Below are 24,581 nucleotides of genomic sequence, written 5' to 3'. Positions count from 1 at the left end.
CTGCCGCGATTGCCCCTGAAGATAAGAGAAACTTATCCTACATTGGATAGTATAAGCCCAACTTATCTGAGGAGCGCTGATATGCGCGGTCTCTTCGAGCGTGTGATCTCTGCCTTGCGTCGCCGCAGCCCGGAACGGGCCGAGGCGCGCGCGGCAGCTGGTGCGGGCCGTGGGCCGGTGGATCATGTTGTGCTGCTCGACGGGACGCTCGGCTCGTTGCGCGCTGACCGCCTCACCTCGATCGGGCTGATCTATCGCTTCCTGCGCCGCGCCGCGCCGAAAGTGTCGGTCTATTACGGGCGCGGGCTGCGCTGGCGCGACTGGCACGACATGTCGGACGTCTGGTTCGGCTGGGGCGTGAACCAGCAGATCTCACGCGCCTATGGCTGGCTCGCGATGCGCTACCGTCCGGGCGACCGGATTTTCCTGATCGGCTATTCACGGGGCGCTTTCGCGGCGCGCTCACTGGCGGGGATGATCGGGCGGATCGGTCTCTTGCGTCCCGAACATGCGATCGAGCGGAACACCCGCCTCGCCTGGCGCCATTACGAGGAAGAGACCCCCGCCGACATTCTGCAAAGCTTCCGCAACAGCCTATGCCACGAGAATGTCGAGATCGAGATGGTCGGCGCGTTCGACACGGTGCAGGCGCTGGGCATCCGCGTCCCGTTCTTCTGGATCGTCAGCGAAGAGCGCGTGCGGTTTCACGATCACCACCTGAGCGATCACGTGCGCCACGGATTTCAGGCGCTCGCGCTCGACGAGCGGCGCTCGGTGCTGGAGCCGTTGGTTTGGGAAAGCGACGAGGGGGCTTCGGAGGTAGCGCCTCCCGCGACCCGGATCGAGCAGCGCTGGTTTCGCGGGGCGCATGGCGATATCGGCGGGATGCTGGGCCATTTTGGCGATGCCCGACCGCTCGCCAATATTCCGCTCGTGTGGATGCTGGAACGCGCCGAGTCGCTGGGCCTGAGCCTGCCGCCCGGCTGGCAGGCGGAGTTTCCGCGCGATCCGAATGCGCCATCCGTCGGCACATGGACTGGCTGGAGCAAGCTGTTCTGGCTGCGCGCGCCGCGTGTCGTGGGCCGTGACCCCTCCGAGGGGCTGCATGAGAGCGTCGTGTTGCCCGAAGGCTCCCGCGCGATTTTCCGACCGCGCATTCTGCGCCCCGAAATCCGCCGCCTCGCGCGCGGCTCCGCGCCGGCCTCAGAGCTCGGGCGTCATGACGAAACAGGTGGCGGTGCCGGTCGCGTAGAGGCGTCCATCCTCGGCGCCCCGGATCTCACCCCGCGCGACGCCAGTTGACCGCCCGATATGATCAAGCTGGCCCACGCCGATCACCTCGGTGCCGGGCTTGATCGCGCGGATCAGGTTCACCTTGAATTCGAGCGTGGTCTGCGTCTGACCCTTCTTCAGCCCGGTGATCACCGAACAGGTCATCACCGTATCGAGCATCATCGCATACCAGCCGCCGTGAATGCCGCCATAGCCGTTGGTCTGCGGATGCCCCGGCGTGCCGCGACAGGTGACGCGGCCTTCCTCGGCCTCGGTGATCCGGTAGGCCATCAGCTTCTGCACGGTGGGGGAGGGGACGTCGCCGGTGACCATCTTCCTGACGTAGTCTAGCCCCGACATCGAAAGCACTTCCTCCAGCGGGAGGAAATCTTCCGGGCCTTCGGCGAAATATTGATTGGGCATGTCTGGCTCCTGTTGGGTCGGGCGACAAGCTATCGCGATGGGCCGGAAAGGGAAGGGGGGGAGCGTTTGCGATCCGCATCGCAAAGGGCAGCATTGCCCTCGGGGTCAGCATCGCGAGGCGCGGCGCTCCAAGGGTGCTTGTGGGGTTTCCCCGGTGGATGGGCGTCTTGTGCTATTCTCGAACATCACTCCGCGGACGGAGTGGGGCGTCTTGACCGTCTTCCGTTTTGATGGCCGCGCGCCGAACAGCCATTGGGAGGACGATCTCATGCAAATTGCTATCGTACAGCAACCGCCGGTCTACATGAACAAGACGGCGTCTCTGGAGCGAGCGGTCGAACTGGTCGCCGAGGCGGCTTCTCAGGCGTGCCGACTGATCGTGTTTCCCGAGACATGGTTGCCGGGCTACCCCACTTTCGTCTGGCGGCTCCCACCGGGGGCAGGGATGAAGAAGACCGACGATCTCTTCGCGCTTTCGCAGGCCAATTCGATCGATCTCAGCAAAGACGAGCTTGCGCCGATAAAGGAAGCGGCAAAAGAGCATTCGATGGTGGTCGTGATGGGCCATCAGGAGGTGGATGGGGCGGTCAGCGGCAGCACGCTTTTCAACAGCGCAGCGATCATCGACGCCGACGGGACCCTTCTGAACAACCATCGAAAGCTGATGCCGACAAACCCCGAGCGTATGGTCTGGGGGTTCGGAGACGGCTCGACCCTCAAGGTCGTTGAGACCGCAGTCGGGCGTGTGGGCGCCCTGATATGCTGGGAAAACTACATGCCGCTGGCGCGGTTCGCGCTCTATGCCCAGAATATCGACATCTATTGTGCACCGACCTGGGACAGCGGCGATACCTGGCTGGCGACAATGCAGCATATCGCGCGCGAAGGCGGATGTTGGGTTCTCGGCTGCGCCACGTCGCTCGAGGCAAGCGACGTGCCCGCGGATCTCCCCTATCGTGACGAGCTTTTCCCTGACGACAACGAGTGGATCAATCCCGGGGATGCGGTGGTCTACAAACCCTTCGGCAGTTTGCACGCGGGCCCGATGAGGAAGGAAAGGGGGCTGCTGGTCGCGACGGTGGACGTGGATGCCGCCAGGGCTTCACGCCGCAAATTCGATGTCAGTGGTCATTACGCCCGGCCGGATGTTTTCACCCTGAACGTCAACCGAGCCAAGCAGTCGCCCATTTCCTTCGACTGACACGGTGAGGCCGCCCGCCGCCAAAGAAAAAGGGGCCCAGCCGGGCCCCTCCGTTCAATCCATTTGGGTGCCCTTTCAGGCCACTTTCTCCAGCACCGTATCGGGCGTCACACCCAGCGCGTGGCAGACGTCGCGGGTCAGGCCGGGGCGGTTGAGCGTGTAGAAATGCAGGTCTTCCACGCCGCCCTCGATCAGTTTGTCGCACAGCTCGGTGCACAGCGCGGTCGCCAGAAGATGCTCGCGCCCGTCGCGGATCGCGGCCTCGAAGGCTTCCTCGACCCATGCGGGGATGGAGGTGCCGCAGCTTTGCGCGAATTTCTTGGCACCTTTCCACGACTGGATCGGCAGGATGCCGGGGATGATCTTCGCGTCGATCCCTTCCTTCTCGCAGGCGTCGCGGAAGCGGAAGAAGGTCTCGGGCTCGAAGAAGAACTGGGTGATCGCCGAGGTCGCGCCCGCCTCGACCTTGCGCTTGAGCCAGCGCACGTCGGCCATCGCGTCGGCAGCGTCGGGGTGCGGCTCGGGATAGGCGCCCGCGCGGATCGTGAAGCGGCCATCCTCGGCCAGCGCCTCGATCAGCTCGACCGACGAGGCGAAGCCTTCGGGATGCGGCGTGAAATGCTTGGCGCCCTGCGGCGGATCGCCCCGCAGCGCCACGATCTCGGTGACGCCGACCTCGGCATAGGCGTCCACGATCTCCATCGTCTCGGCCTTGGTCGCTTCCACGCAGGTCAGGTGGGCGGCGACATTGAGGCCGTAATTCTTGTGGATCGTGCCGACCGCCTCATGGGTCAGCTTGCGCGTCGTGCCACCCGCCCCGTAGGTCACGGAGGTGAACTCGGGTTTCAGCGGTGCCAGAACCTGCGCGGTTTCCCACAGCCGGAACGACGCATCGAGCGTCTTCGGCGGGAAAAATTCGAAGCTGACCTTGGGCGTCGTCATGGGAATCTGTCCTTTCGTTCGCTCTCTTGTGCCAGATCGGGCTTTGTGAGACAAACTCATAATCTTCAAAATCGTTATGAGTGTAACAACAAGATGCATCTCGAGTTCCGTCACCTGCGCACAATCAAGGCGATTCACGATGCCGGGGGGCTCGCGAAGGCAGCGGACGTGCTGCACATAACACAATCGGCGCTGTCGCACCAAATCAAAGGGCTGGAAGATCAGACCGGGGTGGAGTTGTTCGTGCGCCGCTCGAAGCCGCTGAAGCTGTCGGCGGCGGGGCAGAAGCTGCTGCGGCTGGCCGAACGCATCCTGCCCGAGATCGCCGCGACAGAGGCCGAGTTCGACGCGCTGCGGTCAGGTCGCGCGGGGCGCCTGCATATCGCGATCGAGTGCCATGCCTGTTTCGACTGGCTGTTCCCGGTGCTGGAACGCTTCCGCCATGCCTGGCCCGATATCGACGTGGATATCCGGCCCGGTCTGGCCTTCAATGCGCTGCCCGCGCTGAGCCGCGAGGAGGTCGATCTGGTGATCTCGTCGGATCCCGAGAAGATCGACGGCGTCACCTTCAATCCGCTTTTCGACTATGCGCCGACCTTCATCGCCGCCGCGAATTCTCCGCTGGCCGCGAAGCCCTATATCGAGGCGCAGGATTTCGCGGATCAGACGCTGATCACCTATCCGATCGACCGCGGCCGCTCGGACATCTTCACGCAGTTGCTCACCCCCGCCCGGGTCGAGCCGAAAGCCGTGCGACAGGTGGAGCTGACCGCGGTGATCCTGATGCTGGTCGCCTCGAATCGCGGCGTGGCGGTGCTGCCCGACTGGGTGCTGCGCGAGGTGAAATACCAGCCCGACTACATCACCAAGCCGGTGACCGAACACGGGCTGACCAAGCGGCTCTATGCCGCGACGCGGTCCGAGGACGCGACGCAGCCCTTCATGGCGCATTTCCTGCGGCTTGCGCGCACCGAGCCGGTGAAGTTGCAACGCGCCTGAGCCTTCTTCTCGACCGAAATTTCTCGGGGGGTGAGGCGGAAAATGGCGGCCTTCCAGTGGAAGGACGCCCCGCCGAACGCCCGGAGCGCAAGCAAAGGGCTGGCAGCGAGCGGGGCAGAGCCGCTCCTCAGTTTGCCTGACGCGCCAAAGGTCTTGGATTTTCCACGCAACCCCTGTAAGGCGACCGCTTGAAACGCGAAGGAGCCCAGAGATGCAAGGCAGCGCAAACCTCAACCTGATGATCAAGGCCGCCCGCAAGGCAGGCCGCTCGCTGGTCAAGGATTTCCGCGAGGTCGAGAACCTTCAGGTCTCCTCGAAGGGCCCGGGCGATTTCGTCTCGAAGGCCGATCGCGAATCCGAGAAGATCATCAAGGACGAGCTGCGCGGCGCGCGCCCCTCCTATGGCTGGATCGGCGAGGAAACCGGCGAAGAGGCGGGCGACGACCCGACCCGCCGCTGGATCGTCGACCCGCTCGACGGCACCACGAACTTCCTGCACGGCCTGCCGCATTGGGCGATCTCGATCGCGCTGGAGCATAAGGGCGAAATCATCGCAGCCGTGGTCTTCGACGCGGCGAAAGACGAGATGTATTTCGCCGAGAAGGGCCTTGGCGCTTTCATGAACGATACGCGCCTGCGGGTTTCGGGCCGTCACAAGATGATCGAATCGGTCTTCGCGACCGGCGTGCCCTTCGGTGGCAAATCGACCCTTCCGGCGACACTGAAGGACCTTGCCAAGCTGATGCCGCAATGCGCGGGCGTCCGGCGCTGGGGTGCGGCTTCGCTCGATCTGGCCTATGTCGCGGCGGGCCGCTACGAGGGCTATTGGGAGCGCGGGCTGAACGCGTGGGACGTGGCTGCGGGCATGCTCCTCGTGAAGGAAGCGGGCGGTTTCGTGGAAGCCGTGCGCGAAGGTCGCGGCGTCCTCGAATCGGGCTCGGTGATCGCGTCGAATGCCGAAATGTTCCCGGCCCTCACGAAAGCGCTTCGGTCAAACGACTGAGAAATCTCTGAAATTTAGATGTGGTGGCGAAAGGCGGGCGAATGTTCACCTTTCGTTCATTCCGTTGTGCCAGCCTGATGCGGTTACCAGAAAGGGATGCCGCCATGGTTGGACAGGAATACGGAGCTACGTCGATAGCGCTTGAACAGCGTGCGTTGACTGCGCTGCACGGGCCGGGCGATTGCGCCGTCGACCGCGCGTTGGAAGAGTTGCGGCAGGCGGTCTCCGATCTCGCCTTCGCCGAGGCGGCCGACCTGATCGCACGTCACCGGGTCGCCGTCTTGGACGAGATGATTTCGGGTTGCTTGGAGGATGCGGAGGCGGCCGAGCCGGACACGGCAGCGGCCCTGCACGCAGCGGCCGAAGGGCTGCAGGAAGAGCGGGTGACTCTGGCAGAGACATTGCCGCTCGAGCTTTCCCTGCGCGCCGATCAGCGCGACGCGGCCTGCGAGCGCATCCGCGCAGCACAACGCCGCCTGCGCAACATTTCCCAGATGCCCGATCATTTTGGCTGTGCCTGGGCGTGTAGCCGCGCCGGGGCTGGGCCGTGCGAGGACGCGGCGGACCAGATCCAGCAGGCGCTGCGTTTCGATGCGGAAGCCATCGCCGATATCGCCCGGCAGGAGGCGCGTGCACGTCTCAGCGACGGCTTCGCGGCCTTGCCGGTCGCATCGCCGCTCTCGCCTCGCCGCGGCGGTGATACGGGGACCACGGCGGCGCAGGTCGCCCGCCGCCTTGTAGAGGATGCGCGCCGGAGACTTTGCTGAGCCGCGATGCCGTCTTGATACGGCCCGCTATGCCCTGCGTTGGAGGCTATGCAGACCCGAAGATCGTGCTAGCCTGTTGCGGCGCAAAAGGCGCATCGGAAAGAGGGTCTGAAATGATTCAGGAATTCAAGGATTTCATCGCCAAGGGCAATGTCATGGACATGGCGGTTGGTATCATCATCGGCGCGGCCTTCACCGCGATCGTCACGTCGCTCGTCGGCGACATCATCAACCCGATCATCGGCCTGTTCACGGGCGGGGTCGATTTCACCAATAATTATGCCGTGCTCTCCGGCGAGGTTCCCGCGGGGGCAAGCCTTGACGAGGCGCGCAAATCGGGGGCGTCGGTCTTCGCCTATGGTGCCTTCGTGATGGCAGTGATCAACTTCCTCATCATCGCGTTCGTCGTCTTCATGCTGGTGAAGATGGTCAATCGCGTGAAGGCCGCGGCGGAGAAGCCCGACGATGTCGCGCCCGCGGTGGAAACCGGGCCGAGCCAGCTCGACGTGCTGCTCGAGATCCGCGACGCGCTTCGGAAGTGACGGCGCGGGGCGTCTCAGGCAGACGTCGCCGGCAGATATGAGAACGGCCCGGGGCAAAGCTCCGGGCCGTTTCGTTCGTGGGGCAGGGCGACCCTTATTCGGCTGCGTGCTTCACCGCGTCCGGCGCATCGAGCGGCAGGTCGAGCGCTTCTGCCACAGCCTTGTAGGTCACCTTGCCCGCATGGACGTTGAGGCCCGCGGCCAGGTGGGGATCCTCGGCGCAGGCGCGTTCCCATCCCTTGTCGGCCAGCGCCAGCAGGAACGGCTGCGTCGCGTTCGACAGGGCGAGGGTCGCGGTGCGCGCGACCGCGCCGGGCATGTTGGCTACGCAGTAATGCATCACGCCCTCGACCTCGTAGATCGGGTCGTCATGGGTCGTGGGATGCGAGGTCTCGACGCAGCCGCCCTGATCGATCGCGACATCGACGATCGCCGCGCCGGGCTTCATCGTCTTCAGCATCTCGCGGGTGACCAGCTTCGGCGCTGCGGCCCCGGGGATCAGCACCGCGCCAATCACCAGATCGGAGGCTGCGACTAGCGCCTCTGTCTCGGCTTTCGAGGCATAGGCGGTGCGGAAAGTGCCGCCGAACGTGTCATCGAGATAGCGCAAACGCGGCAGCGACTTGTCGAGCACGGTCACATCCGCGCCCATCCCGGCAGCAACGCGCGCGGCGTTGGTGCCCACGACGCCGCCGCCGATCACGACGACCTTCGCGGGCGAAACGCCCGGCACGCCGCCCATCAGCACACCGCGCCCGCCATTGGCTTTCTGCAGGGTCCATGCGCCCATCTGCGGGGCGAGGCGACCCGCCACTTCGGACATCGGCGCGAGCAGCGGCAGGGTGCCGTCCTTCGCAGTGACCGTCTCGTAGGCGATGCAGGTCGCGCCCGATTTCATCAGGTCATGGGTCTGCGCCGGGTCGGCGGCCAGATGCAGATAGGTGAAGAGAAGCTGGCCCTCGCGCAGCATCGCGCGCTCGGAGGCCTGCGGCTCTTTCACTTTCACGATCATCTCGGCTTGGGCGAACACATCCGCCGCATCGCCGAGGATTTTCGCGCCGGCCGCCTCGTAATCGCTGTCGGTGAAGCCCGCGCCCTGACCTGCCCCGGTTTCGACCAGCACCTCGTGGCCATGGGCGACCGCCTCTTGTGCCGCAGCCGGGGTCAGCCCGACGCGGAATTCCTGCGCCTTGATCTCGCGCACCGTACCGATCTTCATCGCGTGTCCTCCTCCAAAAAATGGAAACGTCCTGCCCCCAGTATGCGCTCCGTCACAAGCAAGTGCTTTGCCAATTTGCCGGTTGTGGATGGGGTGGGTCGCTCGTATCTTCGATGAAATGCGCAAAGATCGGCAGGATATTGCATGAGCGACAAGCTGGACGCGACAGATCGTCGGCTGCTGGAGGTTTTGCAGCGGCAGGGGCGAATCTCCAATGCCGAGCTGAGCGAGCGGGTGAACCTGTCGGCTTCGGCCTGCCATCGCCGGGTGCAGCGGCTGGAGGAAGAGGGCTACATCCGGGATTACGTTGCCCTGCTGAACCCGCGCAAGCTGGGGCGGACCACGACGGTCTATGTCGAGATCAAGCTGTCGAGCCAGGCGGACGAGGTTCTCGACGCGTTCGAGAAGGGCGTGAAGCAGGTGCCGGAAGTGCTCGAATGTCACCTGATGGCGGGGGCTGCGGATTACCTGCTGAAGGTGGTGGCCGCCGATGCCGAGGATTTCGCGCGGCTGCACCGGGCGAAGCTCGCCAATATCCCGGGCGTGGCGCAGATCCAGTCGAGCTTTTCGCTCAAATGCGTGGTCTCGACCACGGCGATGCCGGTTTAAGCGCGCCAGAAGCGCGGCAGGAACACGACGAGAATCGCGAGCATCCCGATCCGGCCCAGCAGCATTGCGAGGGTCAGCAGCCAGGTCGCGGCATCGCTGAAGTCGATCATCGTACCGGTGCGATCGGTCAGCGGGCCGACCCCGTAGCCGATATTGCCAAGTGCGCCCCATGTCGCGAAGAGCGCCGAGACGAAATCCGCGCCGGTCATCGAGATCCCGACCGAGATCAGCCCGAGCGTCAGCATATAGCCGGTGAAGTAGAGGATCAGGGAGGAGAGCACGTCCTCCTCCAGCAGCTTGTCGCCGAGGCGCGGTTGCAGGACACGGTGCGGCATCTGAAGGCGGCGCACGGCGGCGCGGATCACCGCGCCGAGCGCCTGCCAGCGAAAGACCGACAGCGCGCCCGAGCTGGACCCGGTGCAGCCGCCGATCAGCCCGACCCAATAGGCCAGCACCATCGCGAAGCTTCCCCAATTCGCGACATTGGCGGTGCCGAAGCCGGTGCCGGTCATGATCGAGGACAGGTTGAAGGCGGCGGAGCGGAAGGTGGGTTCGATCCCGTCGGGCGCGTGGGTGTAGAGCCAGATCAGGAGCGCCGCGAGCGCGAGGGCGAACCAGCGCAGGAAGGCGTGGATTTGCGGGTCGTCCCAGAACGGGCGCAGATCGCCGCGGCCAAGCTGGACATAGCGGATGAAGGGCAGGGCCGAGCCCAGCATGAAGATGACACCGGCATATTGCGCACCCGGCGAGAAGCTCGCGAAGGAGCTGTCATGCGTGCCGAAGCCGCCCGTCGCGATTGTCGCCATCGCGTAGCAGATCGCGTCGAACGAGCTCATGCCCGCGGCGGCATAGCTGATCGCGCAGGCCAGCGTCAGCGAGACATAGACCCAAAGCAGGGAGCGCGCGATATTATGGGCGCGCGGCATGACCTTGCCCAGCGTGTCGAATCCTTCGGCCTGAAAATAGCGCATCCCGCCGATGCGCAGCACCGGCAGGAAGATCATCGCGACGAAGGCAATCCCCAGCCCGCCGAACCAGTTCAGCATCCCGCGCCACAGCACCACCCCGCGCGGCAGGGTGTCGAGATGTTCGAAGACGGTGTAGCCGGTGGTGGTGATGCCCGAGGCGGCCTCGAAATAGGCGTTGGTCCATGTCGCGTGCGGCGCGCCCTCGATGAACGGCAGGGCCGCGAAGATCGGCAAGCCGAGCCAGATCGCCGCCGTGAGCAGATAAGCTTGCCGCGTGTTGAGCCCGTTCGCGCTTTTGGTTCGGGTCGCGAGCGAGAGAACCATCCCGATCAGCGCGGTCTCGACCGCTGCCTCGAGGAATTCCTGCCAGTTCGGATTGAGATCGCTGAAGTCCATGGCTGCCGGGACCAGCATGGTTGTCCCGAGGACTGTAAGGATCAGGCCGAAAAGATGCAGGACTGGCCGGATATCGGACATGTGAAAGCGGTTCCCGCCAGAACGAAGTGCTGGCGCTAGGGTAGGGGGCGCGGCGCTTTAGGCAAGATCAAAGCGGCGTCGGCTGCGCTTTCTCGTGGAGGTGTCTTCCAGAAACCAAAAACCCCCGCGGCCAAGCCTCGGGGGTCATCGGTGCGGGCAAGCCCGCCAGCATTTTCAGGCGCCTTTTCAGACGCGGAGCGGTGCGCTTAGAGCGCGCCTTCGCGCTGAGCCTTCTTACGTGCCAGTTTACGGGCACGGCGGACGGCTTCGGCTTTCTCGCGCGCTTTTTTGACCGAGGGTTTCTCGAAATGCTGCTTGAGCTTCATTTCGCGGAACACACCCTCGCGCTGAAGCTTTTTCTTCAGAGCACGGAGCGCCTGTTCGACGTTGTTGTCGCGAACGCTGACCTGCATGTGGTGTCACCACCTTCCTAAGTTAGAGTTGCAGTTGCTTGCAGGAGCGCTCCATATAGTCACCAAAAGGCGGTTTGTCTACCGCCAAAGCTGAGAGAGGAAACGCGATGAAAAACGACCATCTCGATATGGACCGAACGCGATCCGAGCTGTTGGCGGCGATCAAGCCGCATGTGCCTTTCGACGGCTGGTCCGAGCCTGCCTTCAAGCTCGCAGTCTCCGATCTGGGGCTCGATCCGGGGCTGGCGCGGGTCGTGTGTCCGCGCGGCGCCGTCGATCTGGCGGTGGCCTATCACCGTGAGGGCGATGCCGCGATGCTCAAGCGTCTGGAGGAGGCCGATCTGTCGGGGATGAAGTTCCGCGACCGGATCGCGACGGCGGTGCGTTTCCGTCTGGAAGAGGCCGATCCGGAACTGGTGCGCCGTGGCGCCGCGATCTTCGCGCTGCCGCAGAATGCCACGACTGGCTCGAAGCTGATCTGGGAGACCTCGGACAAGATCTGGCGCGCGCTCGGCGATGTCAGCGAGGATTACAACTGGTACACGAAGCGGATGACGCTTTCCGGGGTCTACAGCTCGACCGTGCTTTACTGGATGGGCGATGAGAGCGAGGGCAAGGGCGACACCTGGGCCTTCCTCGACCGCCGCATCGAGGATGTGATGCAGTTCGAAAAGGTGAAGGGTGCTGCGATGAAGCTGCCTTTCCTGCCGAAGCTTCTTGGCGGCATCCGTGCGCCGAAAGGCACTGACGACATGCCGGGCCGGGAGGCGCATTGATGAAACCTGTCGAGATGCCGACCGAGATGCGCTGCGTCGAGATTTCCGAACATGGCAAGCCGGAGGTTCTGAAGGAAGTCACCCGCGCCGTGCCGGTTGCAGGCCATGGGGAGATCCTAATCGAGGTGGCCTATGCCGGGGTGAACCGCCCCGATGCGCTGCAACGCGCGGGCGCCTATAATCCGCCGCCCGGCGCGTCGGACCTGCCGGGGCTGGAATGCTCGGGACGGGTCGCGGCGATCGGGCCGGGCGTCACCGATTGGGACGTGGGCGACGCGGTCTGCGCGCTGCTGCCCGGTGGCGGTTACGCCGAGTATGTGACCTGTCCGGCCGAACATGCGCTGCCCGTGCCTGCGGGGCTCGATCTGAAATCGGCGGCCTGCCTGCCCGAGACCTGCTTCACCGTCTGGTCGACCATGGTAATGCGCGGCGGCTTGCAGGCGGGCGAGCGGTTCTTGGTGCATGGCGGTTCTTCCGGGATCGGCACGACCGCGATCCAGATCGCGACGGCGCTGGGCGCGCGGGTCTTCACCACTGCCGGTAGCCCCGAGAAATGCGCGGTCTGCGAAGAGCTTGGCGCGACGGCGATCAACTACAAGACGGGCGATTTCGTCGAGGTTCTGAAGGCCGAAGGCGGCGCGAACCTCGTGCTCGACATGGTGGGCGGCGACTATATCGCGCGCAACATCAAGGCGATGGCCAATGATGCGCGCCTCGTCTTCATCGCCTTCCTTGGCGGGCCCAAAGCCGAGATCAACTTCGCGCAGGTCATGGTGAAGCGTCTCACGATCACCGGGGCCACGCTGCGCCCGCAATCGGATGCGGCCAAGGCCGAGATTGCGCGGCAGTTGCGCGCCAATGTCTGGCCGATGATCAATTCGGGCAAGCTGCGCGTGATCCATGACAGCAGCTTCTCGCTGGCCGAGGCCGCAAAAGCCCATGAGCGGATGGAGACGAGCCAGCATATTGGCAAGATCGTGTTGGAAGTTGCGGGCGGCTGAACTTTCGTCACGCGTGCGCCGGGTGTATCATTGCGGCGCGCGCGAACCAACGAGGGGAGGCGGTCATGAGCGAAGGACGCTTTGAATTTCTGGATGGGTATCCGGCCGATGTGCTGGCATTCGAGGCCAAGGGCACGATCGGCGCGGAGGCTTACGAGCAGCATCTGATCCCGGCGGTGGAGGCCAAGATCGCCGCCGAGGGCAAGGTGAAGCTGCTCTATATCATCGGCGACGCATTCGACGGTTACACCGCGAAAGCGGCATGGGACGACACCAAGCTGGGCCTGTCGCATCTGGGCGATTTCGCCGCGGTGGCGCTGGTCAGCGATGTCGACTGGATCCGCTGGGGCGTGCAGGCCTTCGCGCCGATGATCCCCGGCACGGTCAAGCTGTTCCGCTTGAGCGAACTGGATCAGGCCAAGGCGTGGATTTGTGCCGCGGGCAAGGCTGAGGAAGACCACAGCCACGACGTTGCGGCGACGCATAAGCTGCCGACGCTGGAAGATCGCCAGCCGCCGCTCGAGGACTGATCCCTCAGCGCACCTTTTCCATCAGGGCATCCCGCAGGCTGCAATCGCGGATCGTATCGGAGCCGCATTTGCGCGGCTCGAGATCCTTGGTCAGGCAGATGCGGGCCTCCTGAATGCGGCCCGACTTGCAGGTGATGGTGATCTCGTCGGCATCGAGGCCGGGATTGGCCTCCAGAAACGCCTGCTCCACCACCTTCGCGGGCAGTTTCACGTCGCGGTCGAGATTGGCCAACACCTCCGGGATTTCGATGCTCGCATAGGCTTCGCGTTCCAGCGCGAAATAGTCCGTGGCCGACAGGCCCGAGCAGCGCCCGTGCTTCTTCCACTCGTACCAGGCCAGCCCCGGCGCGCCGGTCAGATCCTCCATCGCGGCGGTCTGCTGGCGCGAGGGATCGCGATGCGGCGTGCGGCAAAAGCTGGGCCAGCCGCGCTCGTATTGCGGCCAAAGCCCGTGCAGCACGAAAGAATGATCGTGCTTCGGATCGCATTGCGGAGAGTTGCGCGCATCGCCGGTCAGGGCGCACCAGGTGGGCGACCAGCTGAGCGAGAGGACGTAATAGTCGAAATCGCCCGCGCGCTCGCCTTCGGCATGGGCGGGCGGGGCGGCGGTCGAAAGCGCAAGCAGGGCTGCGGCCAGAAGGCTCAAACGAGTCATTTTCTCTTTTCTCCTGACGCGCGATTGACTATATGAGGCGGCAATTCCCCTTCCAGAAATGGACCGCGGCAGGGAATTCCCGCGCCGCAGCCGATTTCTCGGCCCGGGAGAGATATGTAAAGGATGGCTGCAATGACGAACAAGCCCCTGATGGCAAAGGCCACCGCCGTGTGGCTGGTGGACAATACGACGCTCAGCTTCAAGCAGATCGCGGATTTCTGTGGCCTGCACGAACTGGAAGTGCAGGGCATCGCCGATGGTGACGTCGCAACCGGCGTGAAGGGCTTCGATCCGGTCGCCTCGAGCCAGCTCGATCAGGAAGAGATCGACAAGGCCGAGAAAGACCCGATGCACAAGCTCAAGCTGAAGTTCAACAAAGCTGCCGTTGGCGAGGACAAGCGTCGCGGCCCGCGCTACACGCCGCTGTCGAAGCGTCAGGACCGTCCGAACGCGATCCTGTGGCTGGTGAAGTTCCACCCGGAACTGGCCGATGCGCAGATCGCGCGTCTCGTCGGCACCACCAAGCCCACGATCCAGTCGATCCGCGAGCGCACGCACTGGAACATCCAGAACATGACCCCGATCGATCCGGTCGCGCTGGGTCTGTGCCGCCAGTCGGAACTGGATATCGAAGTTCAGAAGGCCGCGAAGAAAGCCGCTGCCGAAGGCGTGATGAGCGATGATGAGCGTCGCAAGCTGGTCTCGACCGAGCAGTCGCTGGGCATGCCCGACGAGCCGCGGCTGCCCTCCGGCATCGCCGGTCTGGAGAACTTCTCCTCTTCCGATCTCAAGCAGGAGAACGAGGAAGAGGACGACGCCGCGGATAACGCCGATTACTCGGACGCGGACAGCTTCTTCAACCTGCCCGAGGATGATGACGACGAGGATGAGGACGACAACCGCAAGTAAGCTGTCGTCGTCGCGAAAGATCAGGGCCGCTCCATCGGGGGCGGCCTTTTTCATTGCGGTGCCACGCGTCGCGTCGTTGAGGCTGAAATAGGAACACGGGCGACGGATGAACCGCCGCCCGTGTCTCAAAGGTTGGTGTGAGCTGCCGGAGAACCGACGAACTCCCGCGACAGGCGCGGCTTACTGCTTCAGCACCACGGGTTGGAACGAGAACACACCTTCGGATTTCGGATCGACCGTCATCTCCACCCAGCTGTTGTCGCTGCTGCCGAACACCTCGACGCGGGTGAAATTCGCGGTGCTGCGGCCATCGGGCTGGAGCATGGGCTTGTCGACCTTGAAGTAATGCGAGTCGCCGTGGACCAGCAGGACCTGACCGTCGAAGTTGTGGGTCTCGTCGACGAGGGTCTTGTAGAAATCGGTGAAGCCGTTCTTGTCGTCGAGGGTCGGCAGGAAATCGTCTTCGTAGCCGCCGTCGCTCAGCTCGAACGGGAAGAAGATGTCAGCCTGAATGTCGATCAGGATGCCCGCGTCGCTATTCTCGCGCGCCTTCGCGAAGGACTCCTTGAGCCATTCCACGTTCTTCGGGTTGCGCGCTTCGTATTCCGCGGTCGCGGCACCGCAGTCGGCCTGCGTGCGGTCGGACTTCTTGGTGCATTGCTTGTCGGTCGCGACGAGGTTGTTGTTGCTGCCCGGCACGTTGAGGGCGACGAACATCACTTTGTTTCGCTCGAAACGGCTGTTCTCGCTGTAGGCTTCGCCCGGAGCGCCCTGACGTTCGACGTCGATCGGGTTCGAGCCCTGCGACTTCGCCGCATCGAAGAAGGTCTTGCGCAGGTAAGAGAGTCGATCGACCGGGTCGTAGCTGCCGTTGTTGGTGCGGTGGCAGTCGACCCATTCATTGTCGCCGAGGGCGTAGAGCGTCGGCATGTCGAGGCGGTTGAAGATCGCCTGCACGTCCGCCCCGATCGCCTGATCGGTGCATTCGCTGCTGCCGCTCTTGGTGTCGCCGGCGAAGATCGTGAAGTCGAGATCGTGATCGTTCATCGAGGCGACGGTCTGGTCGATCCAGTTCGCCTTCTCCTCGGGATCCTTGCTGTAGAACTCGTCACCCCAGAGCGCGACCTTCAGAACGCCCGCGCCTGACGTGGATTGTGCGTAGGCCGGAGCCACCAGTGCGGTCGAGAGAAGGGCAGCGGTGAGCGCTGCGGACAGCGTGAACGAACGGGAAAGGCGTGGCATATATACCCCCAAAGGTGACTTGATATGATGAAGGCCCTGAGGGCGAGGTGCCGCGTCGGGCGGCAGGTCGTCGGCTCGGGGCTTCGGGCGTCATAATACCCCGGGCTGTGACAGCCCGCTGACGCCGGGGCGAAGGATTTGTGACGTAGGCCCTGTCGTCGCCGTCTGGACAGTCGTGGCGTCGGGCGCGATGCTCTCCGCGAAAAGAGGAGGAGCAGATGCCGGAATTCGCGAACTATCCAAGCCTGAAGGGCAAATCCGTGATCGTGACCGGGGGCGCCTCGGGGATCGGGGCGCTGATCGTCGAAGGCTTCGCCGCGCAAGGGGCGAAGGTCGGGTTTCTCGACCGCGATGCGGAGGGGAGCGCGGCGATCGCGAAACGGTTCGGCGTCGATTACGAGCTGTGCGACCTGCGCGACATCGCTGCGATGAAAGAGGCGCTGGGCCGCCTCCGCGAAAAGATCGGCCCGGCGGATGTGCTGGTGAACAATGCCGCGCGCGACGACCGCCACGACTGGCGCGAGATCGATGCCGAGTATTGGGACGAGCGCCAGCACACGAACCTGCGCCACATGTTCTTCGCGATCCAGACGGTTGCGCCGGACATGATCTCGAAAGGGGCGGGGTCGATCATCAATATGGGGTCGAATTCGTGGTGGGAGGCCGGCAGCGGCTTCCCGGCCTATGCGACGGCGAAAGCGGCGGTGCATGGGCTGACCCGCACGATGGCACGCGAGTTGGGCGGGCATCGCATCCGGGTCAACACGGTCGTGCCGGGCTGGATCATGACGGACCGGCAGAAAACTCTCTGGGCCACGCCCGAGGCGCTGGAGGATCATCGTCGCAACCAATGTCTGCCCGATCTGATCCAGCCGGAATATGTCGCGCGGATGGTGCTATTCCTCGCCTCGGATGACGCGGCGATGTGCACGGCGAATAACTACATGGTCGAGGCGGGCTCGATCTAATCGTGTTGCGGCGCGCTGCCGGGCGGCGCGTCGCTTTGCCCATTCTCCACCGGCCCGGTTTCCTCCGGTTTGATCTCGATCTGCGCCAGTTCAGCTTCGAGGAATTTCTCGAACGCATCGAAATCCAGCGGTTCGAACTGACCGAATCCCTGGATCCATGTCGTGGCGGCGGACATCGCGAGCGGCTCCAGCTTGCACCATTTCACCCGGCCGCGTTTCTCCTGAGAGATCAGCCCGGCATTGGTCAGGATCGCAAGGTGCTTGGAGACGGCCGCCAGCGACATCTCGAAGGGCTCGGCCACGTCGGTCACCGCCATGTCGTCTTCGAGCAGCATCGTCAGGATCGTCCGCCGGGTGGGATCGGCGAGCGCGGCGAAGATCGCATCGAGAGAAGGGGTGGGCGGCGGTAGCATCGCTCCTTGATGGGGCGGCGCGCGATAAACGTCAACCGATCGGTTGAATATGCGATTGCTCGCATTCGCGTGAGCTTGGCGCGGCGCGAATTTGAGGCCTATTTTCAAAATCGTTACGGATCAATGGGTTGCGAGGTGCTTTCCGAGGCCTATACGGAATTGACTCAGGCGGGGGCCACGGCTATCACGGCTGAGACCTGAGTGGGGGCCGAACCATGCCTGATCACCGCTCCGACGAGCCCGATCCCGAGCGCCTCGCAGCGCTTGAGAAGAAGCTTGCGGCAGTGAGAAAGACGCAAGAACCGCCTCCGCAACGTGCCGATCATCATCTGTCCCAGGCGAATATGGCCTGGCGTATGGTGATCGAAATGGTTTCGGGGCTGGGGATCGGCTTCGGCATCGGATACGGGCTGGATGTGCTTATGGGCACGATGCCTTGGATGATGGTGCTGTTCACGCTTCTCGGGCTCGCGGCCGGTGTGAAGGTGATGCTTCGCTCGGCCAAGGAAATGAACGAAGAGCGTGCGGCCGACATGGCCGATGAAGAGGAAGACGACCGTGGCAACTCTTGAACAGGAAATGCGCAGTGAACTGACCTTCCACCCGATGGATCAGTTCATCGTTAAACCCCTCTTCGGCGAGGGCCCGGTCCACTGGTACACGCCGACCAATGCGACGCTGTGGATGGCGATCGCCGTTCTGGCGATCTTCTTCATGCTCGTGATCGGCACCCGCGGCCGCGCCGTGGTGCCCTCGCGCGCCCAGTCGATCGCGGAGCTGTCCTACGGCTTCATTCACAAGATGGTCGAAGACGTGGCGGGCAAGGACGCGCTGAAGTTCTTCCCCTATATCTTCACGGTCTTCCTGTTCATCGTCTTCTCGAACTTCCTCGGCCTGCTGCCGCGCGGCTTCACCACGACCTCGCATATCGCTGTGACCGGTCTGCTGGCGATCGCCGTGTTCGTTGCGGTGACCGTGATCGGTTTCGTCAAGAACGGCGCGGGCTTCCTGAGCCTGTTCTGGGTGGCCTCGGCGCCGCTGGCGCTGCGCCCGATCCTCGCGATCATCGAGATCATCTCCTACTTCGTGCGCCCCGTCAGCCACTCCATTCGTCTTGCGGGCAACATGATGGCTGGCCACGCGGTTATGAAAGTGTTCGCCGCCTTCGCGCCGCTGATCCTGTTCTCGGGCGTCGGCATCGCCGTCACCCCGCTGTCGATCCTCGCGATCACCGCGATGTACGGGCTCGAAGTTCTCGTGGCCTTCATCCAGGCCTATGTCTTCACGATCCTGACCTGCGTCTATCTGCGCGACGCGCTTCACCCGGCACACTGACCGGATAACGGATCGAACCAGTTCACCAAATTTCTGCCACTTCCAACCTCAAGGAGTTACGACAATGGAAGGCAATATCGTTCAAATGGGTGCTTACATCGGCGCTGGTCTGGCCTGCATGGGCATGGGCGGCTCGGCTATCGGTGTGGGCAACGTTGCCGGCAACTTCCTGTCGGGCGCACTGCGCAACCCCTCGGCGGCCGCTGGCCAGACCGCGACCCTCTTCATCGGCATCGCCTTCGCAGAAGCGCTCGGGATCTTCTCGTTCCTCGTCGCGCTGCTGCTGATGTTCGCCGTCTGATCCAGCACGCTTTTCCTTGAGGGCGGGTGGGCTCATTCGGAGCCCATCCCGTGACCCGCAAGGGGATTTGTGATCAGGGTCGAGGGACGACATGGCAAGCGAAACGCAAAATACAGCGCACGCAGCCGCTGATGCGGCCCAAGGCGCGGCACATACCGCGCAAAAGGCCGGTATGCCGCAGCTCGACTTCTCGAGCTACCCGAACCAGATCTTCTGGCTCGTGGTCGCTCTGGTCGCGATCTACTGGCTGCTGACGCGCATCGCACTGCCCCGGATCGAGGCAGTTCTCGCCGATCGTCAGGGCACGATCGCGGGTGACATCGCCGCGGCCGAAGACTTCAAGCGCAAGGCCGAAGAGGCCGAAGCCGCTTACGAGAAGGCTCTGGCCGAAGCACGCGCTCAGGCGCAGAAGATCGCAGGCGAAACCAAGGCCGAGATCCAAAAGGACCTCGACGCGGCTATCGCCAAGGCAGATGCCGAGATCGCCGCACGCTCCGCGGAATCGGAAGCTCGCATCGCGGAAATCCGCGACGGCGCGCTTGCAGCGGTCGATCAGGTCGCCAAGGACACCGCCGGCGAGATCGTCGCGGCTCTGGGTGGCAATTCGGACGCATCGGCTGTCAACGCGGCTGTCGAACAACGGCTGAAAGGGTAAGACGATGAAGAAACTCTCGCTTCTCCTTCCGTTCGTGGCGGCACAGCCCGCCTTCGCAGCGACGGGCCCGTTCTTCTCGCTTTGGAACACGAACTTCATCGTGACCATCGCCTTCATCATCTTCGTGGGCATCGTGCTCTACGCGAAGGTGCCGGGCATGCTGGGCAAGATGCTCGACAAGCGCGCGACGAACATCCGCTCGGATCTCGACGAAGCGCGCAAGCTTCGTGACGAGGCGCAGGCGGTTCTGGCCAGCTACGAGCGCAAGTCGCGCGAAGTGCAGGGGCAGGCCGACCAGATCGTCGCCGCCGCCAAGCGCGACGCCGAAGCTGCTGCCGAGAAGGCCAAGGAAGACCTGAAGGTCTCGATCGAGCGCCGCCTGAAGGCCGCTGACGAGCAGATCGCCTCGGCCGAGGCGCAGGCTCTGAAAGAGGTCAAGGACCGTGCCGTGTCGGTCGCCGTGGCCGCCGCTGGCGACGTGCTCGCCAAGCAGCTGAGCGCGTCGGACCGTGCCGCGATGATCGACAGCTCGCTTTCGGAAGTCGAACAGCGCCTGAACTGATCTCCCCTAACGGGTGACATTGAAAACCCCGGTCCGATGGGCCGGGGTTTTCCTTTGTCTTGGTGGCAGAGGTGATGTGGTCTCAGCGGTTATGTTCGAGACGTAAGCGCGCGGTGGCCTCGTTACGCTCGGCGCGGCGCATCGCGGCCATCTCGACCTCGACGAATTCCATATGGGCCGCGATGGCCTTGCGTGCGGCAGAGGCATCGCGGCGCTGGATCGCCTCGTTGATCGCCCGGTGCTGGTCGAGCAGCTTGCTGCGCGTGCCGCGGTTCCTAAACATCATGGAGCGGTTGTAGAACACGCCCTCGGCGAGCAGGTCGAACATCGCGCGCATCATGTGGATCATAATGACGTTATGGCTCGCCTCGATGATCGCCATGTGGAACTGCGCATCGAGCTGGGCTTCCTGCGTGGGATTGCGCTTGGAATGGGCCGCTTCCATCTGCGAGAACAGCGTCTGGATCACCGCGAGATCGGTGTCCGAGCCGCATTGCGCGGCGCGCTCGGCGGCGAGCCCCTCCATGTCGCGGCGGAACGAGATGTAGTCGAACAGCGCCTGATCGTTGCGCGCAAACAGCCGGATCAGGGCAGGCGAGAAGGCGGAATCGAGCACTTCGGCGACATAGATCCCGGCCCCGGCGCGGGTGGTCAGGAGACCCGACTCCTGCAGCTCCGCGACCGCTTCGCGCAGGCTCGGACGCGAGACGCCAAGGCGTTCGGACAGCTCTCGCTCGGAGGGGAGGCGCTCGCCGGGGCGCAGAATGCCCTGCAGGATGAGCTGCTCGATCTGGCGCACGACAGCATTCGCGAGCTTCTCGGATTCGATCTTCTGAAATGGCATGCACCCCTCCATGTGGTAAAGATGTATGACCAGATCGGGTCGTCGGCAATGAAAAAAGGCCGGGTTTCCCCGGCCCTTTTCCCACTCTGACGAGCGATTTAGTTGTTCGGACGAATGATGAATTCGACCCGGCGGTTGGCCTGACGACCCTCGGGGGTCAGGTTGCTCGCGATAGGTTGATCCTCGCCGCGACCGGTCGGGATCACGCGGTAGCTCGGGACGCCGCCATTGATCAGGACATTGGCCACCGACTGCGCGCGCTGACGCGACAGGCGCATGTTGTAGGCCGCATCGCCGGTGTTGTCGGTATGGCCGACGACTTCGACGGTGGTGTCCGGATAGCGGTTGAGGCTGCCTGCGAGCGTGTACAGATCGCGCTGCAGATCGGGGCGCACGGCCGCGCTGTCGGTCGCGAAGAGCACGTCTTGCGGCATCGTCACGATCAGCTGGTTGCCCTGACGCACGACGCTGACGCCGTTGGTGGTCAGGTCGCGACGCAGTTCCTGCGCCTGACGGTCGAGCTGCGAACCGATCGCGCCGCCGATCACGCCGCCGACGATCGCGCCGGCTGCGGCTTTGGTCAGCTTTTCGTCGCCTTTGCTCTTGGCGCCGAGGGCGCCGCCGATCAGCGCACCGGTGATCGCACCGGCATTGCGGTTTGCGTTCGGGCTTTGGTCGGGGTTGTTCGCCCCGGTGTAGCCGCCCGGCACACAAGCGGTAAGCGCCATCGCAGCGGCGGCGCTCAGAAGAATGGTTTTGGTCTTGAGAACGGTGGTCATGTTCTGTCTCTGCCTTCTCTGGTCGCCCCATGTCTCGAGGCTTGCCGGAAGATACGCGTAAAATTCGCGCAGGTTCCATGCCCTTTTCGTGAAGCGCGGAAATCCGCGCATCATCTGGCGGTAGAAGCGGCGGAGGGACGCTCAATCGGCCTCTGCGCGGGCGCCTTCCCAGCCCAGAATCGCGCGTTTGACGCCCAGACCCCAGTGATAGCCGCCCAATCCGCCCGATTTGCGCAGGGCGCGGTGGCAGGGAATCAGGAAGGAGATCGGGTTGCGGCCCACGGCGGTGCCCACGGCGCGCACGGCCTTGGGGTTGCCGATCGCCTCGGCGATGTCGGAATAGGTGGTGACCTGCCCCGAAGGAATCGAGAGCAGCGCCTCCCAGACCTTGATCTGGAACGGCGCGCCGATCAGCGTCAGCTTCGCCTCGCCGTGGCGGCTGAAGGCGGCGTCGACCCAAGGACGCAGCGGCTCGGGGTCTTCGGTAAAGCGGGCCTCGGGCCAGCGGCGGGCGAGGTCGTCAAAGGTCTCGCGTTCGCCCATCTCGGCGGTGAAGCCCATGCCGCAGAGCCCCTGATCGGTGCCCATCGCGATCACCGGGCCGAAGGGGCTGTCGAACCGCCCCCAGCGGATCGCGACGCCGTCGCCGCCGCGGGCAAACGCGCCGGGCGTCATCGCCTCCCAGCGCAGCACCAGATCGTGCAGCCGCCCCGTGCCGGACAGTCCCGCACGGTCGGCCACCTCGTCGAGCGGCAGGCGCTGGCTCAGCAATTCACGCACGAAGTCGAGCGTCAGATATTGCTGGTAGCGTTTCGGAGAGACCCCGACCCAGGCCGAGAACAGCCGCTGAAAATGCGCGGGGCTCATCGAGAGCCGCGCCGAGATCGCTTCCAGCGTCAGCAATTCACCCGCCGCTTGTGCTGCGTCGATCTCGGCCAGCGCGCGGGCGATGACCTGATAGTGGTAGCTCTCGGCAATGTCGCTGTGGTCGTTCATCACGCACCTCTTGGTTCTCGTCGATCCTAGGGCGCGGGCGTCAGGCGCGCGACCCGAAAGCTGCGGTTTGCGCGCGGCCTTGCCCTTCGCGCGCGTGGCGGGCATTAGGAAAGCATGGCCAAGCAATTCGATTATGCCACGATGAAAGAGGTCTTCGCGCGGTTCGAAGCCTCGGAACCCCATCCCAAGGGGGAGCTCGAGCACGTCAACGCCTATACGCTGGTGGTGGCCGTGGCGCTTTCCGCACAGGCGACCGATGCGGGCGTGAACAAGGCGACGCGGAAGCTTTTCGCTGTGGCCGACACGCCCGAGAAAATGCTGGAGCTGGGCCTCGAGGGCGTGACCGAGCATATCAAGACGATCGGTCTGTTCCGGCAGAAGGCGAAGAACGTCATCAAGCTGAGCCAGATCCTCGTCGATCAGTATAACGGTGAGGTTCCGTCCTCGCGCGCGGCGCTGCAATCGCTGCCGGGCGTGGGGCGCAAGACCGCGAACGTGGTGCTGAACATGTGGTTCGGCCATCCCGCGCAGGCGGTCGATACGCATATCTTCCGCGTCGGCAATCGCAGCGGCATCTGTCCGGGCAAGGATGTCGACGCCGTCGAGCGCGCCATCGAAGACAACGTGCCCGTCGAATACCAGCGCCACGCCCATCACTGGCTGATCCTGCACGGTCGTTATATCTGCGTGGCGCGCAAACCCAAATGTCAGGCCTGTCCGATCAAGGATCTGTGCCAGTTTGAGGAGAAAAACCTTTGAAACAGTATCAGGTCGTCGGCATCGGCAATGCCGTCGTGGACGTGATCGCGCAATGCGACGACAGCTTTCTCGAGCATATGGGCATCGAGAAAGGCATCATGCAGCTGATCGAGCGTGAACGCGGCGAGACGCTCTACGGTGCCATGAAAGAGCGCACGCAGGCGCCGGGCGGTTCGGTCGGCAACACGATCGCGGGGCTGGGCAATCTCGGCCTGACTACCGCCTTTATCGGCCGGGTGCGCGACGACACGCTGGGGCGCTTCTACGAGGCGGCTCTGCATGGCGAGGGCACGGATTTCCCGAACCCGCCGGTGAAGGATGGCGAGCTGCCGACCTCGCGCTCGATGATCTTCGTGACGCCGGACGGTGAGCGGTCGATGAACACTTACCTCGGGATCTCGGCGGAGGTCTCGACCGAGGATGTGAGCCTCGAGGTGGTGGAGAACACGCAGATCCTGTTCCTCGAAGGCTATCTCTTCGACAAGGATCACGGGAAGGCTGCGTTCCTGAAGGCCGCGCAGGGCTGTCACCGGGGCGGCGGCAAGGCGGGGATCGCGCTGTCGGACCCGTTCTGCGTCGATCGTCACCGCGACGATTTCCGGCGTCTGGTACGCGACCAGATGGATTACGTGATCGGCAACCAGCACGAATGGGAATCGCTTTATCAGACCGATCTGGATGCGGCGCTGAAACAGGCCGCTAAGGAATGCGAGCTGGTGGTCTGCACCCGCTCGGGCGACGACGTGATCCTGATCCGTGGCGAGGAACGCGCAACGGTTCCGGTCAAGCGCGTGGTGCCGGTCGATGCGACGGGCGCGGGCGATCAGTTCGCGGCGGGCTTCCTCTACGGCTACGCGACGGGGCAGAGCCTAGAGACTGCGGGCAAGATGGGCTGTGCTGCGGCGGCCGAGGTGATCGGCCATTACGGCGCACGGCCTGAGATCGATGTTAAGGCGCTATTTGCAGAGCGCGGGCTCATCTGAGCCTCTTGAGGCGCGCCCGGTTAAGGGCGCGCCGCCAG

30 protein-coding genes are annotated in these 24,581 nt (G+C 64.0%); 19 read left to right on the top strand and 11 right to left on the bottom strand.

Translation table 11 applies throughout. The features are described 5' to 3' along the window. The first annotated feature begins 81 nt into the window (after nucleotides 1–81). Nucleotides 82–1,302, top strand: coding sequence for a DUF2235 domain-containing protein (locus BMI85_RS07955; protein WP_078549108.1), 1,221 nt, complete (start codon nucleotides 82–84; stop codon nucleotides 1,300–1,302). On the opposite strand, the gene BMI85_RS07950 is transcribed toward BMI85_RS07955, so the two are convergent. Then, nucleotides 1,204–1,695 carry a PaaI family thioesterase gene (locus tag BMI85_RS07950; protein WP_078600659.1) on the bottom strand — a complete coding sequence of 164 codons (492 nt, stop codon included), beginning with the start codon at nucleotides 1,693–1,695 and terminating at the stop codon, nucleotides 1,204–1,206. The genes BMI85_RS07955 and BMI85_RS07950 overlap by 99 nt on opposite strands. A gap of 211 nt (nucleotides 1,696–1,906) precedes the next feature. Here BMI85_RS07950 and BMI85_RS07945 point away from each other — a divergent pair, with 211 nt between their 5' ends. Next, a complete protein-coding gene (locus tag BMI85_RS07945; protein WP_246832513.1) occupies nucleotides 1,907–2,896 on the top strand; it encodes a carbon-nitrogen hydrolase family protein in 990 nt (329 codons plus the stop codon). Between the two features lie 75 nt (nucleotides 2,897–2,971). On the opposite strand, the gene metF is transcribed toward BMI85_RS07945, so the two are convergent. After that, nucleotides 2,972–3,838 (bottom strand): methylenetetrahydrofolate reductase [NAD(P)H], encoded by an 867-nt coding sequence (metF, locus tag BMI85_RS07940; RefSeq protein ID WP_078542277.1) that lies wholly within the window; start codon nucleotides 3,836–3,838, stop codon nucleotides 2,972–2,974. Between the two features lie 93 nt (nucleotides 3,839–3,931). Between metF and BMI85_RS07935 the strand changes: the two genes are divergently transcribed. The 4 genes from BMI85_RS07935 to mscL all read left to right on the top strand — a co-directional run bounded on the left by BMI85_RS07935 (nucleotide 3,932) and on the right by mscL (nucleotide 7,149). Continuing rightward, the gene (locus BMI85_RS07935; RefSeq protein ID WP_075773886.1) at nucleotides 3,932–4,837 is read left to right on the top strand and encodes a LysR family transcriptional regulator; all 906 of its coding nucleotides are present in this window, start codon (nucleotides 3,932–3,934) and stop codon (nucleotides 4,835–4,837) included. A gap of 211 nt (nucleotides 4,838–5,048) precedes the next feature. Beyond that, complete coding sequence (locus BMI85_RS07930; RefSeq protein ID WP_078522447.1) at nucleotides 5,049–5,840, top strand: inositol monophosphatase family protein; 792 nt, start codon at nucleotides 5,049–5,051, stop codon at nucleotides 5,838–5,840. A gap of 104 nt (nucleotides 5,841–5,944) precedes the next feature. Further along, nucleotides 5,945–6,607: a hypothetical protein gene (locus BMI85_RS07925; protein ID WP_143595027.1), complete on the top strand. Its 663-nt coding sequence runs from the start codon at nucleotides 5,945–5,947 to the stop codon at nucleotides 6,605–6,607. Between the two features lie 113 nt (nucleotides 6,608–6,720). Next, nucleotides 6,721–7,149, top strand: coding sequence for a large conductance mechanosensitive channel protein MscL (mscL, locus tag BMI85_RS07920; RefSeq protein WP_078522449.1), 429 nt, complete (start codon nucleotides 6,721–6,723; stop codon nucleotides 7,147–7,149). 94 nt (nucleotides 7,150–7,243) lie between these two features. Here mscL and ald read toward each other — a convergent pair whose 3' ends face one another. Further along, nucleotides 7,244–8,368: an alanine dehydrogenase gene (ald, locus tag BMI85_RS07915; RefSeq protein WP_078522450.1), complete on the bottom strand. Its 1,125-nt coding sequence runs from the start codon at nucleotides 8,366–8,368 to the stop codon at nucleotides 7,244–7,246. Nucleotides 8,369–8,512: 144 nt separating this feature from the next. Here ald and BMI85_RS07910 point away from each other — a divergent pair, with 144 nt between their 5' ends. Further along, a complete protein-coding gene (locus tag BMI85_RS07910; protein WP_078522451.1) occupies nucleotides 8,513–8,977 on the top strand; it encodes an Lrp/AsnC family transcriptional regulator in 465 nt (154 codons plus the stop codon). Here the strand turns inward: BMI85_RS07910 and BMI85_RS07905 are convergent. Beyond that, nucleotides 8,974–10,341 carry a TrkH family potassium uptake protein gene (locus BMI85_RS07905; protein ID WP_246832512.1) on the bottom strand — a complete coding sequence of 456 codons (1,368 nt, stop codon included), beginning with the start codon at nucleotides 10,339–10,341 and terminating at the stop codon, nucleotides 8,974–8,976. The genes BMI85_RS07910 and BMI85_RS07905 overlap by 4 nt on opposite strands. A gap of 287 nt (nucleotides 10,342–10,628) precedes the next feature. After that, a complete protein-coding gene (rpsU, locus tag BMI85_RS07900) occupies nucleotides 10,629–10,835 on the bottom strand; it encodes a 30S ribosomal protein S21 (protein ID WP_011748553.1) in 207 nt (68 codons plus the stop codon). A 107-nt stretch (nucleotides 10,836–10,942) separates the two neighbouring features. Between rpsU and BMI85_RS07895 the strand changes: the two genes are divergently transcribed. The 3 genes from BMI85_RS07895 (at nucleotide 10,943) to BMI85_RS07885 (ending at nucleotide 13,142) form a co-directional block, all read left to right on the top strand. Beyond that, nucleotides 10,943–11,611 carry a COQ9 family protein gene (locus tag BMI85_RS07895; RefSeq protein WP_078569777.1) on the top strand — a complete coding sequence of 223 codons (669 nt, stop codon included), beginning with the start codon at nucleotides 10,943–10,945 and terminating at the stop codon, nucleotides 11,609–11,611. Nucleotides 11,612–11,625: 14 nt separating this feature from the next. Further along, a complete protein-coding gene (locus BMI85_RS07890) occupies nucleotides 11,626–12,612 on the top strand; it encodes an NAD(P)H-quinone oxidoreductase (protein ID WP_078601112.1) in 987 nt (328 codons plus the stop codon). Between the two features lie 65 nt (nucleotides 12,613–12,677). Continuing rightward, nucleotides 12,678–13,142, top strand: coding sequence for an STAS/SEC14 domain-containing protein (locus BMI85_RS07885; RefSeq protein WP_078600655.1), 465 nt, complete (start codon nucleotides 12,678–12,680; stop codon nucleotides 13,140–13,142). Between the two features lie 4 nt (nucleotides 13,143–13,146). On the opposite strand, the gene BMI85_RS07880 is transcribed toward BMI85_RS07885, so the two are convergent. Beyond that, a complete protein-coding gene (locus BMI85_RS07880; RefSeq protein ID WP_078600653.1) occupies nucleotides 13,147–13,797 on the bottom strand; it encodes a ribonuclease T2 in 651 nt (216 codons plus the stop codon). Nucleotides 13,798–13,929: 132 nt separating this feature from the next. Here BMI85_RS07880 and BMI85_RS07875 point away from each other — a divergent pair, with 132 nt between their 5' ends. Further along, complete coding sequence (locus BMI85_RS07875) at nucleotides 13,930–14,706, top strand: cell cycle transcriptional regulator TrcR (RefSeq protein ID WP_078542268.1); 777 nt, start codon at nucleotides 13,930–13,932, stop codon at nucleotides 14,704–14,706. A gap of 180 nt (nucleotides 14,707–14,886) precedes the next feature. On the opposite strand, the gene BMI85_RS07870 is transcribed toward BMI85_RS07875, so the two are convergent. Then, a complete protein-coding gene (locus tag BMI85_RS07870; RefSeq protein ID WP_078549089.1) occupies nucleotides 14,887–15,948 on the bottom strand; it encodes a hypothetical protein in 1,062 nt (353 codons plus the stop codon). Nucleotides 15,949–16,166: 218 nt separating this feature from the next. Here BMI85_RS07870 and BMI85_RS07865 point away from each other — a divergent pair, with 218 nt between their 5' ends. Next, nucleotides 16,167–16,916, top strand: a complete 750-nt coding sequence (locus BMI85_RS07865) for an SDR family oxidoreductase (protein WP_078549087.1) — start codon at nucleotides 16,167–16,169, stop codon at nucleotides 16,914–16,916. Here BMI85_RS07865 and BMI85_RS07860 read toward each other — a convergent pair. After that, nucleotides 16,913–17,329, bottom strand: a complete 417-nt coding sequence (locus BMI85_RS07860) for a metalloregulator ArsR/SmtB family transcription factor (RefSeq protein ID WP_078600651.1) — start codon at nucleotides 17,327–17,329, stop codon at nucleotides 16,913–16,915. The genes BMI85_RS07865 and BMI85_RS07860 overlap by 4 nt on opposite strands. Nucleotides 17,330–17,544: 215 nt before the next feature. On the opposite strand from BMI85_RS07860, the gene BMI85_RS07850 reads away from it, so the two are divergent. From BMI85_RS07850 to BMI85_RS07830, 5 genes are all read left to right on the top strand, one after another. Next, nucleotides 17,545–17,901: an AtpZ/AtpI family protein gene (locus tag BMI85_RS07850; RefSeq protein WP_078522460.1), complete on the top strand. Its 357-nt coding sequence runs from the start codon at nucleotides 17,545–17,547 to the stop codon at nucleotides 17,899–17,901. Nucleotides 17,902–17,908: 7 nt separating this feature from the next. Next, a complete protein-coding gene (locus tag BMI85_RS07845) occupies nucleotides 17,909–18,664 on the top strand; it encodes a F0F1 ATP synthase subunit A (protein ID WP_246832533.1) in 756 nt (251 codons plus the stop codon). A 64-nt stretch (nucleotides 18,665–18,728) separates the two neighbouring features. Then, the gene (locus tag BMI85_RS07840; RefSeq protein ID WP_038144344.1) at nucleotides 18,729–18,965 is read left to right on the top strand and encodes a F0F1 ATP synthase subunit C; all 237 of its coding nucleotides are present in this window, start codon (nucleotides 18,729–18,731) and stop codon (nucleotides 18,963–18,965) included. Between the two features lie 91 nt (nucleotides 18,966–19,056). Then, nucleotides 19,057–19,620, top strand: coding sequence for a F0F1 ATP synthase subunit B' (locus BMI85_RS07835; protein ID WP_078522462.1), 564 nt, complete (start codon nucleotides 19,057–19,059; stop codon nucleotides 19,618–19,620). 4 nt (nucleotides 19,621–19,624) lie between these two features. Further along, nucleotides 19,625–20,182, top strand: coding sequence for a F0F1 ATP synthase subunit B (locus tag BMI85_RS07830; RefSeq protein ID WP_078522463.1), 558 nt, complete (start codon nucleotides 19,625–19,627; stop codon nucleotides 20,180–20,182). Nucleotides 20,183–20,264: 82 nt separating this feature from the next. Here BMI85_RS07830 and BMI85_RS07825 read toward each other — a convergent pair whose 3' ends face one another. From BMI85_RS07825 to BMI85_RS07815, 3 genes are all read right to left on the bottom strand, one after another. Continuing rightward, the gene (locus BMI85_RS07825; protein WP_078522464.1) at nucleotides 20,265–21,026 is read right to left on the bottom strand and encodes an FCD domain-containing protein; all 762 of its coding nucleotides are present in this window, start codon (nucleotides 21,024–21,026) and stop codon (nucleotides 20,265–20,267) included. 98 nt (nucleotides 21,027–21,124) lie between these two features. Next, a complete protein-coding gene (locus BMI85_RS07820; RefSeq protein ID WP_075773903.1) occupies nucleotides 21,125–21,805 on the bottom strand; it encodes an OmpA family protein in 681 nt (226 codons plus the stop codon). A gap of 141 nt (nucleotides 21,806–21,946) precedes the next feature. Then, nucleotides 21,947–22,801, bottom strand: coding sequence for a methylated-DNA--[protein]-cysteine S-methyltransferase (locus BMI85_RS07815; RefSeq protein WP_078600647.1), 855 nt, complete (start codon nucleotides 22,799–22,801; stop codon nucleotides 21,947–21,949). A gap of 114 nt (nucleotides 22,802–22,915) precedes the next feature. On the opposite strand from BMI85_RS07815, the gene nth reads away from it, so the two are divergent. Beyond that, on the top strand, nucleotides 22,916–23,560 hold the full coding sequence (gene nth, locus BMI85_RS07810) for an endonuclease III (RefSeq protein WP_075773905.1): 645 nt from the start codon (nucleotides 22,916–22,918) through the stop codon (nucleotides 23,558–23,560). Then, nucleotides 23,557–24,543: an adenosine kinase gene (locus tag BMI85_RS07805; protein WP_078600645.1), complete on the top strand. Its 987-nt coding sequence runs from the start codon at nucleotides 23,557–23,559 to the stop codon at nucleotides 24,541–24,543. The genes nth and BMI85_RS07805 overlap by 4 nt, the downstream gene beginning before the upstream one ends. Nucleotides 24,544–24,581 lie beyond the last annotated feature (38 nt).

Origin of the sequence: Thioclava sp. DLFJ4-1 (genome assembly GCF_002020145.1) — a bacterium.
Taxonomy (GTDB): Bacteria; Pseudomonadota; Alphaproteobacteria; order Rhodobacterales; family Rhodobacteraceae; genus Thioclava; species Thioclava sediminum.
The sequence above is the reverse complement of the archived record's forward strand: the minus strand, read 5'-3'. Positions and strand labels throughout refer to the sequence as shown.

Bases quoted from the DNA above. Each gene is read 5' to 3' on its own strand.
- BMI85_RS07905 (WP_246832512.1), bottom strand. From the start codon at position 10,341: ATGGACTTCAGCGATCTCAATCCGAACTGGCAGGAATTCCTCGAGGCA.
- BMI85_RS07880 (WP_078600653.1), bottom strand. From the start codon at position 13,797: ATGACTCGTTTGAGCCTTCTGGCCGCAGCCCTGCTTGCGCTTTCGACC.
- BMI85_RS07850 (WP_078522460.1), top strand. From the start codon at position 17,545: ATGCCTGATCACCGCTCCGACGAGCCCGATCCCGAGCGCCTCGCAGCG.
- BMI85_RS07825 (WP_078522464.1), bottom strand. From the start codon at position 21,026: ATGCCATTTCAGAAGATCGAATCCGAGAAGCTCGCGAATGCTGTCGTG.
- BMI85_RS07885 (WP_078600655.1), top strand. From the start codon at position 12,678: ATGAGCGAAGGACGCTTTGAATTTCTGGATGGGTATCCGGCCGATGTG.
- BMI85_RS07840 (WP_038144344.1), top strand. From the start codon at position 18,729: ATGGAAGGCAATATCGTTCAAATGGGTGCTTACATCGGCGCTGGTCTG.
- BMI85_RS07875 (WP_078542268.1), top strand. From the start codon at position 13,930: ATGACGAACAAGCCCCTGATGGCAAAGGCCACCGCCGTGTGGCTGGTG.
- BMI85_RS07925 (WP_143595027.1), top strand. From the start codon at position 5,945: ATGGTTGGACAGGAATACGGAGCTACGTCGATAGCGCTTGAACAGCGT.
- BMI85_RS07890 (WP_078601112.1), top strand. From the start codon at position 11,626: ATGCCGACCGAGATGCGCTGCGTCGAGATTTCCGAACATGGCAAGCCG.
- nth (WP_075773905.1), top strand. From the start codon at position 22,916: ATGGCCAAGCAATTCGATTATGCCACGATGAAAGAGGTCTTCGCGCGG.
- BMI85_RS07895 (WP_078569777.1), top strand. From the start codon at position 10,943: ATGAAAAACGACCATCTCGATATGGACCGAACGCGATCCGAGCTGTTG.
- BMI85_RS07835 (WP_078522462.1), top strand. From the start codon at position 19,057: ATGGCAAGCGAAACGCAAAATACAGCGCACGCAGCCGCTGATGCGGCC.
- BMI85_RS07820 (WP_075773903.1), bottom strand. From the start codon at position 21,805: ATGACCACCGTTCTCAAGACCAAAACCATTCTTCTGAGCGCCGCCGCT.
- BMI85_RS07870 (WP_078549089.1), bottom strand. From the start codon at position 15,948: ATGCCACGCCTTTCCCGTTCGTTCACGCTGTCCGCAGCGCTCACCGCT.
- BMI85_RS07865 (WP_078549087.1), top strand. From the start codon at position 16,167: ATGCCGGAATTCGCGAACTATCCAAGCCTGAAGGGCAAATCCGTGATC.
- ald (WP_078522450.1), bottom strand. From the start codon at position 8,368: ATGAAGATCGGTACGGTGCGCGAGATCAAGGCGCAGGAATTCCGCGTC.
- mscL (WP_078522449.1), top strand. From the start codon at position 6,721: ATGATTCAGGAATTCAAGGATTTCATCGCCAAGGGCAATGTCATGGAC.
- BMI85_RS07830 (WP_078522463.1), top strand. From the start codon at position 19,625: ATGAAGAAACTCTCGCTTCTCCTTCCGTTCGTGGCGGCACAGCCCGCC.
- BMI85_RS07930 (WP_078522447.1), top strand. From the start codon at position 5,049: ATGCAAGGCAGCGCAAACCTCAACCTGATGATCAAGGCCGCCCGCAAG.
- BMI85_RS07955 (WP_078549108.1), top strand. From the start codon at position 82: ATGCGCGGTCTCTTCGAGCGTGTGATCTCTGCCTTGCGTCGCCGCAGC.
- BMI85_RS07950 (WP_078600659.1), bottom strand. From the start codon at position 1,695: ATGCCCAATCAATATTTCGCCGAAGGCCCGGAAGATTTCCTCCCGCTG.
- metF (WP_078542277.1), bottom strand. From the start codon at position 3,838: ATGACGACGCCCAAGGTCAGCTTCGAATTTTTCCCGCCGAAGACGCTC.
- BMI85_RS07845 (WP_246832533.1), top strand. From the start codon at position 17,909: ATGCGCAGTGAACTGACCTTCCACCCGATGGATCAGTTCATCGTTAAA.
- BMI85_RS07935 (WP_075773886.1), top strand. From the start codon at position 3,932: ATGCATCTCGAGTTCCGTCACCTGCGCACAATCAAGGCGATTCACGAT.
- BMI85_RS07860 (WP_078600651.1), bottom strand. From the start codon at position 17,329: ATGCTACCGCCGCCCACCCCTTCTCTCGATGCGATCTTCGCCGCGCTC.
- BMI85_RS07815 (WP_078600647.1), bottom strand. From the start codon at position 22,801: ATGAACGACCACAGCGACATTGCCGAGAGCTACCACTATCAGGTCATC.
- rpsU (WP_011748553.1), bottom strand. From the start codon at position 10,835: ATGCAGGTCAGCGTTCGCGACAACAACGTCGAACAGGCGCTCCGTGCT.
- BMI85_RS07910 (WP_078522451.1), top strand. From the start codon at position 8,513: ATGAGCGACAAGCTGGACGCGACAGATCGTCGGCTGCTGGAGGTTTTG.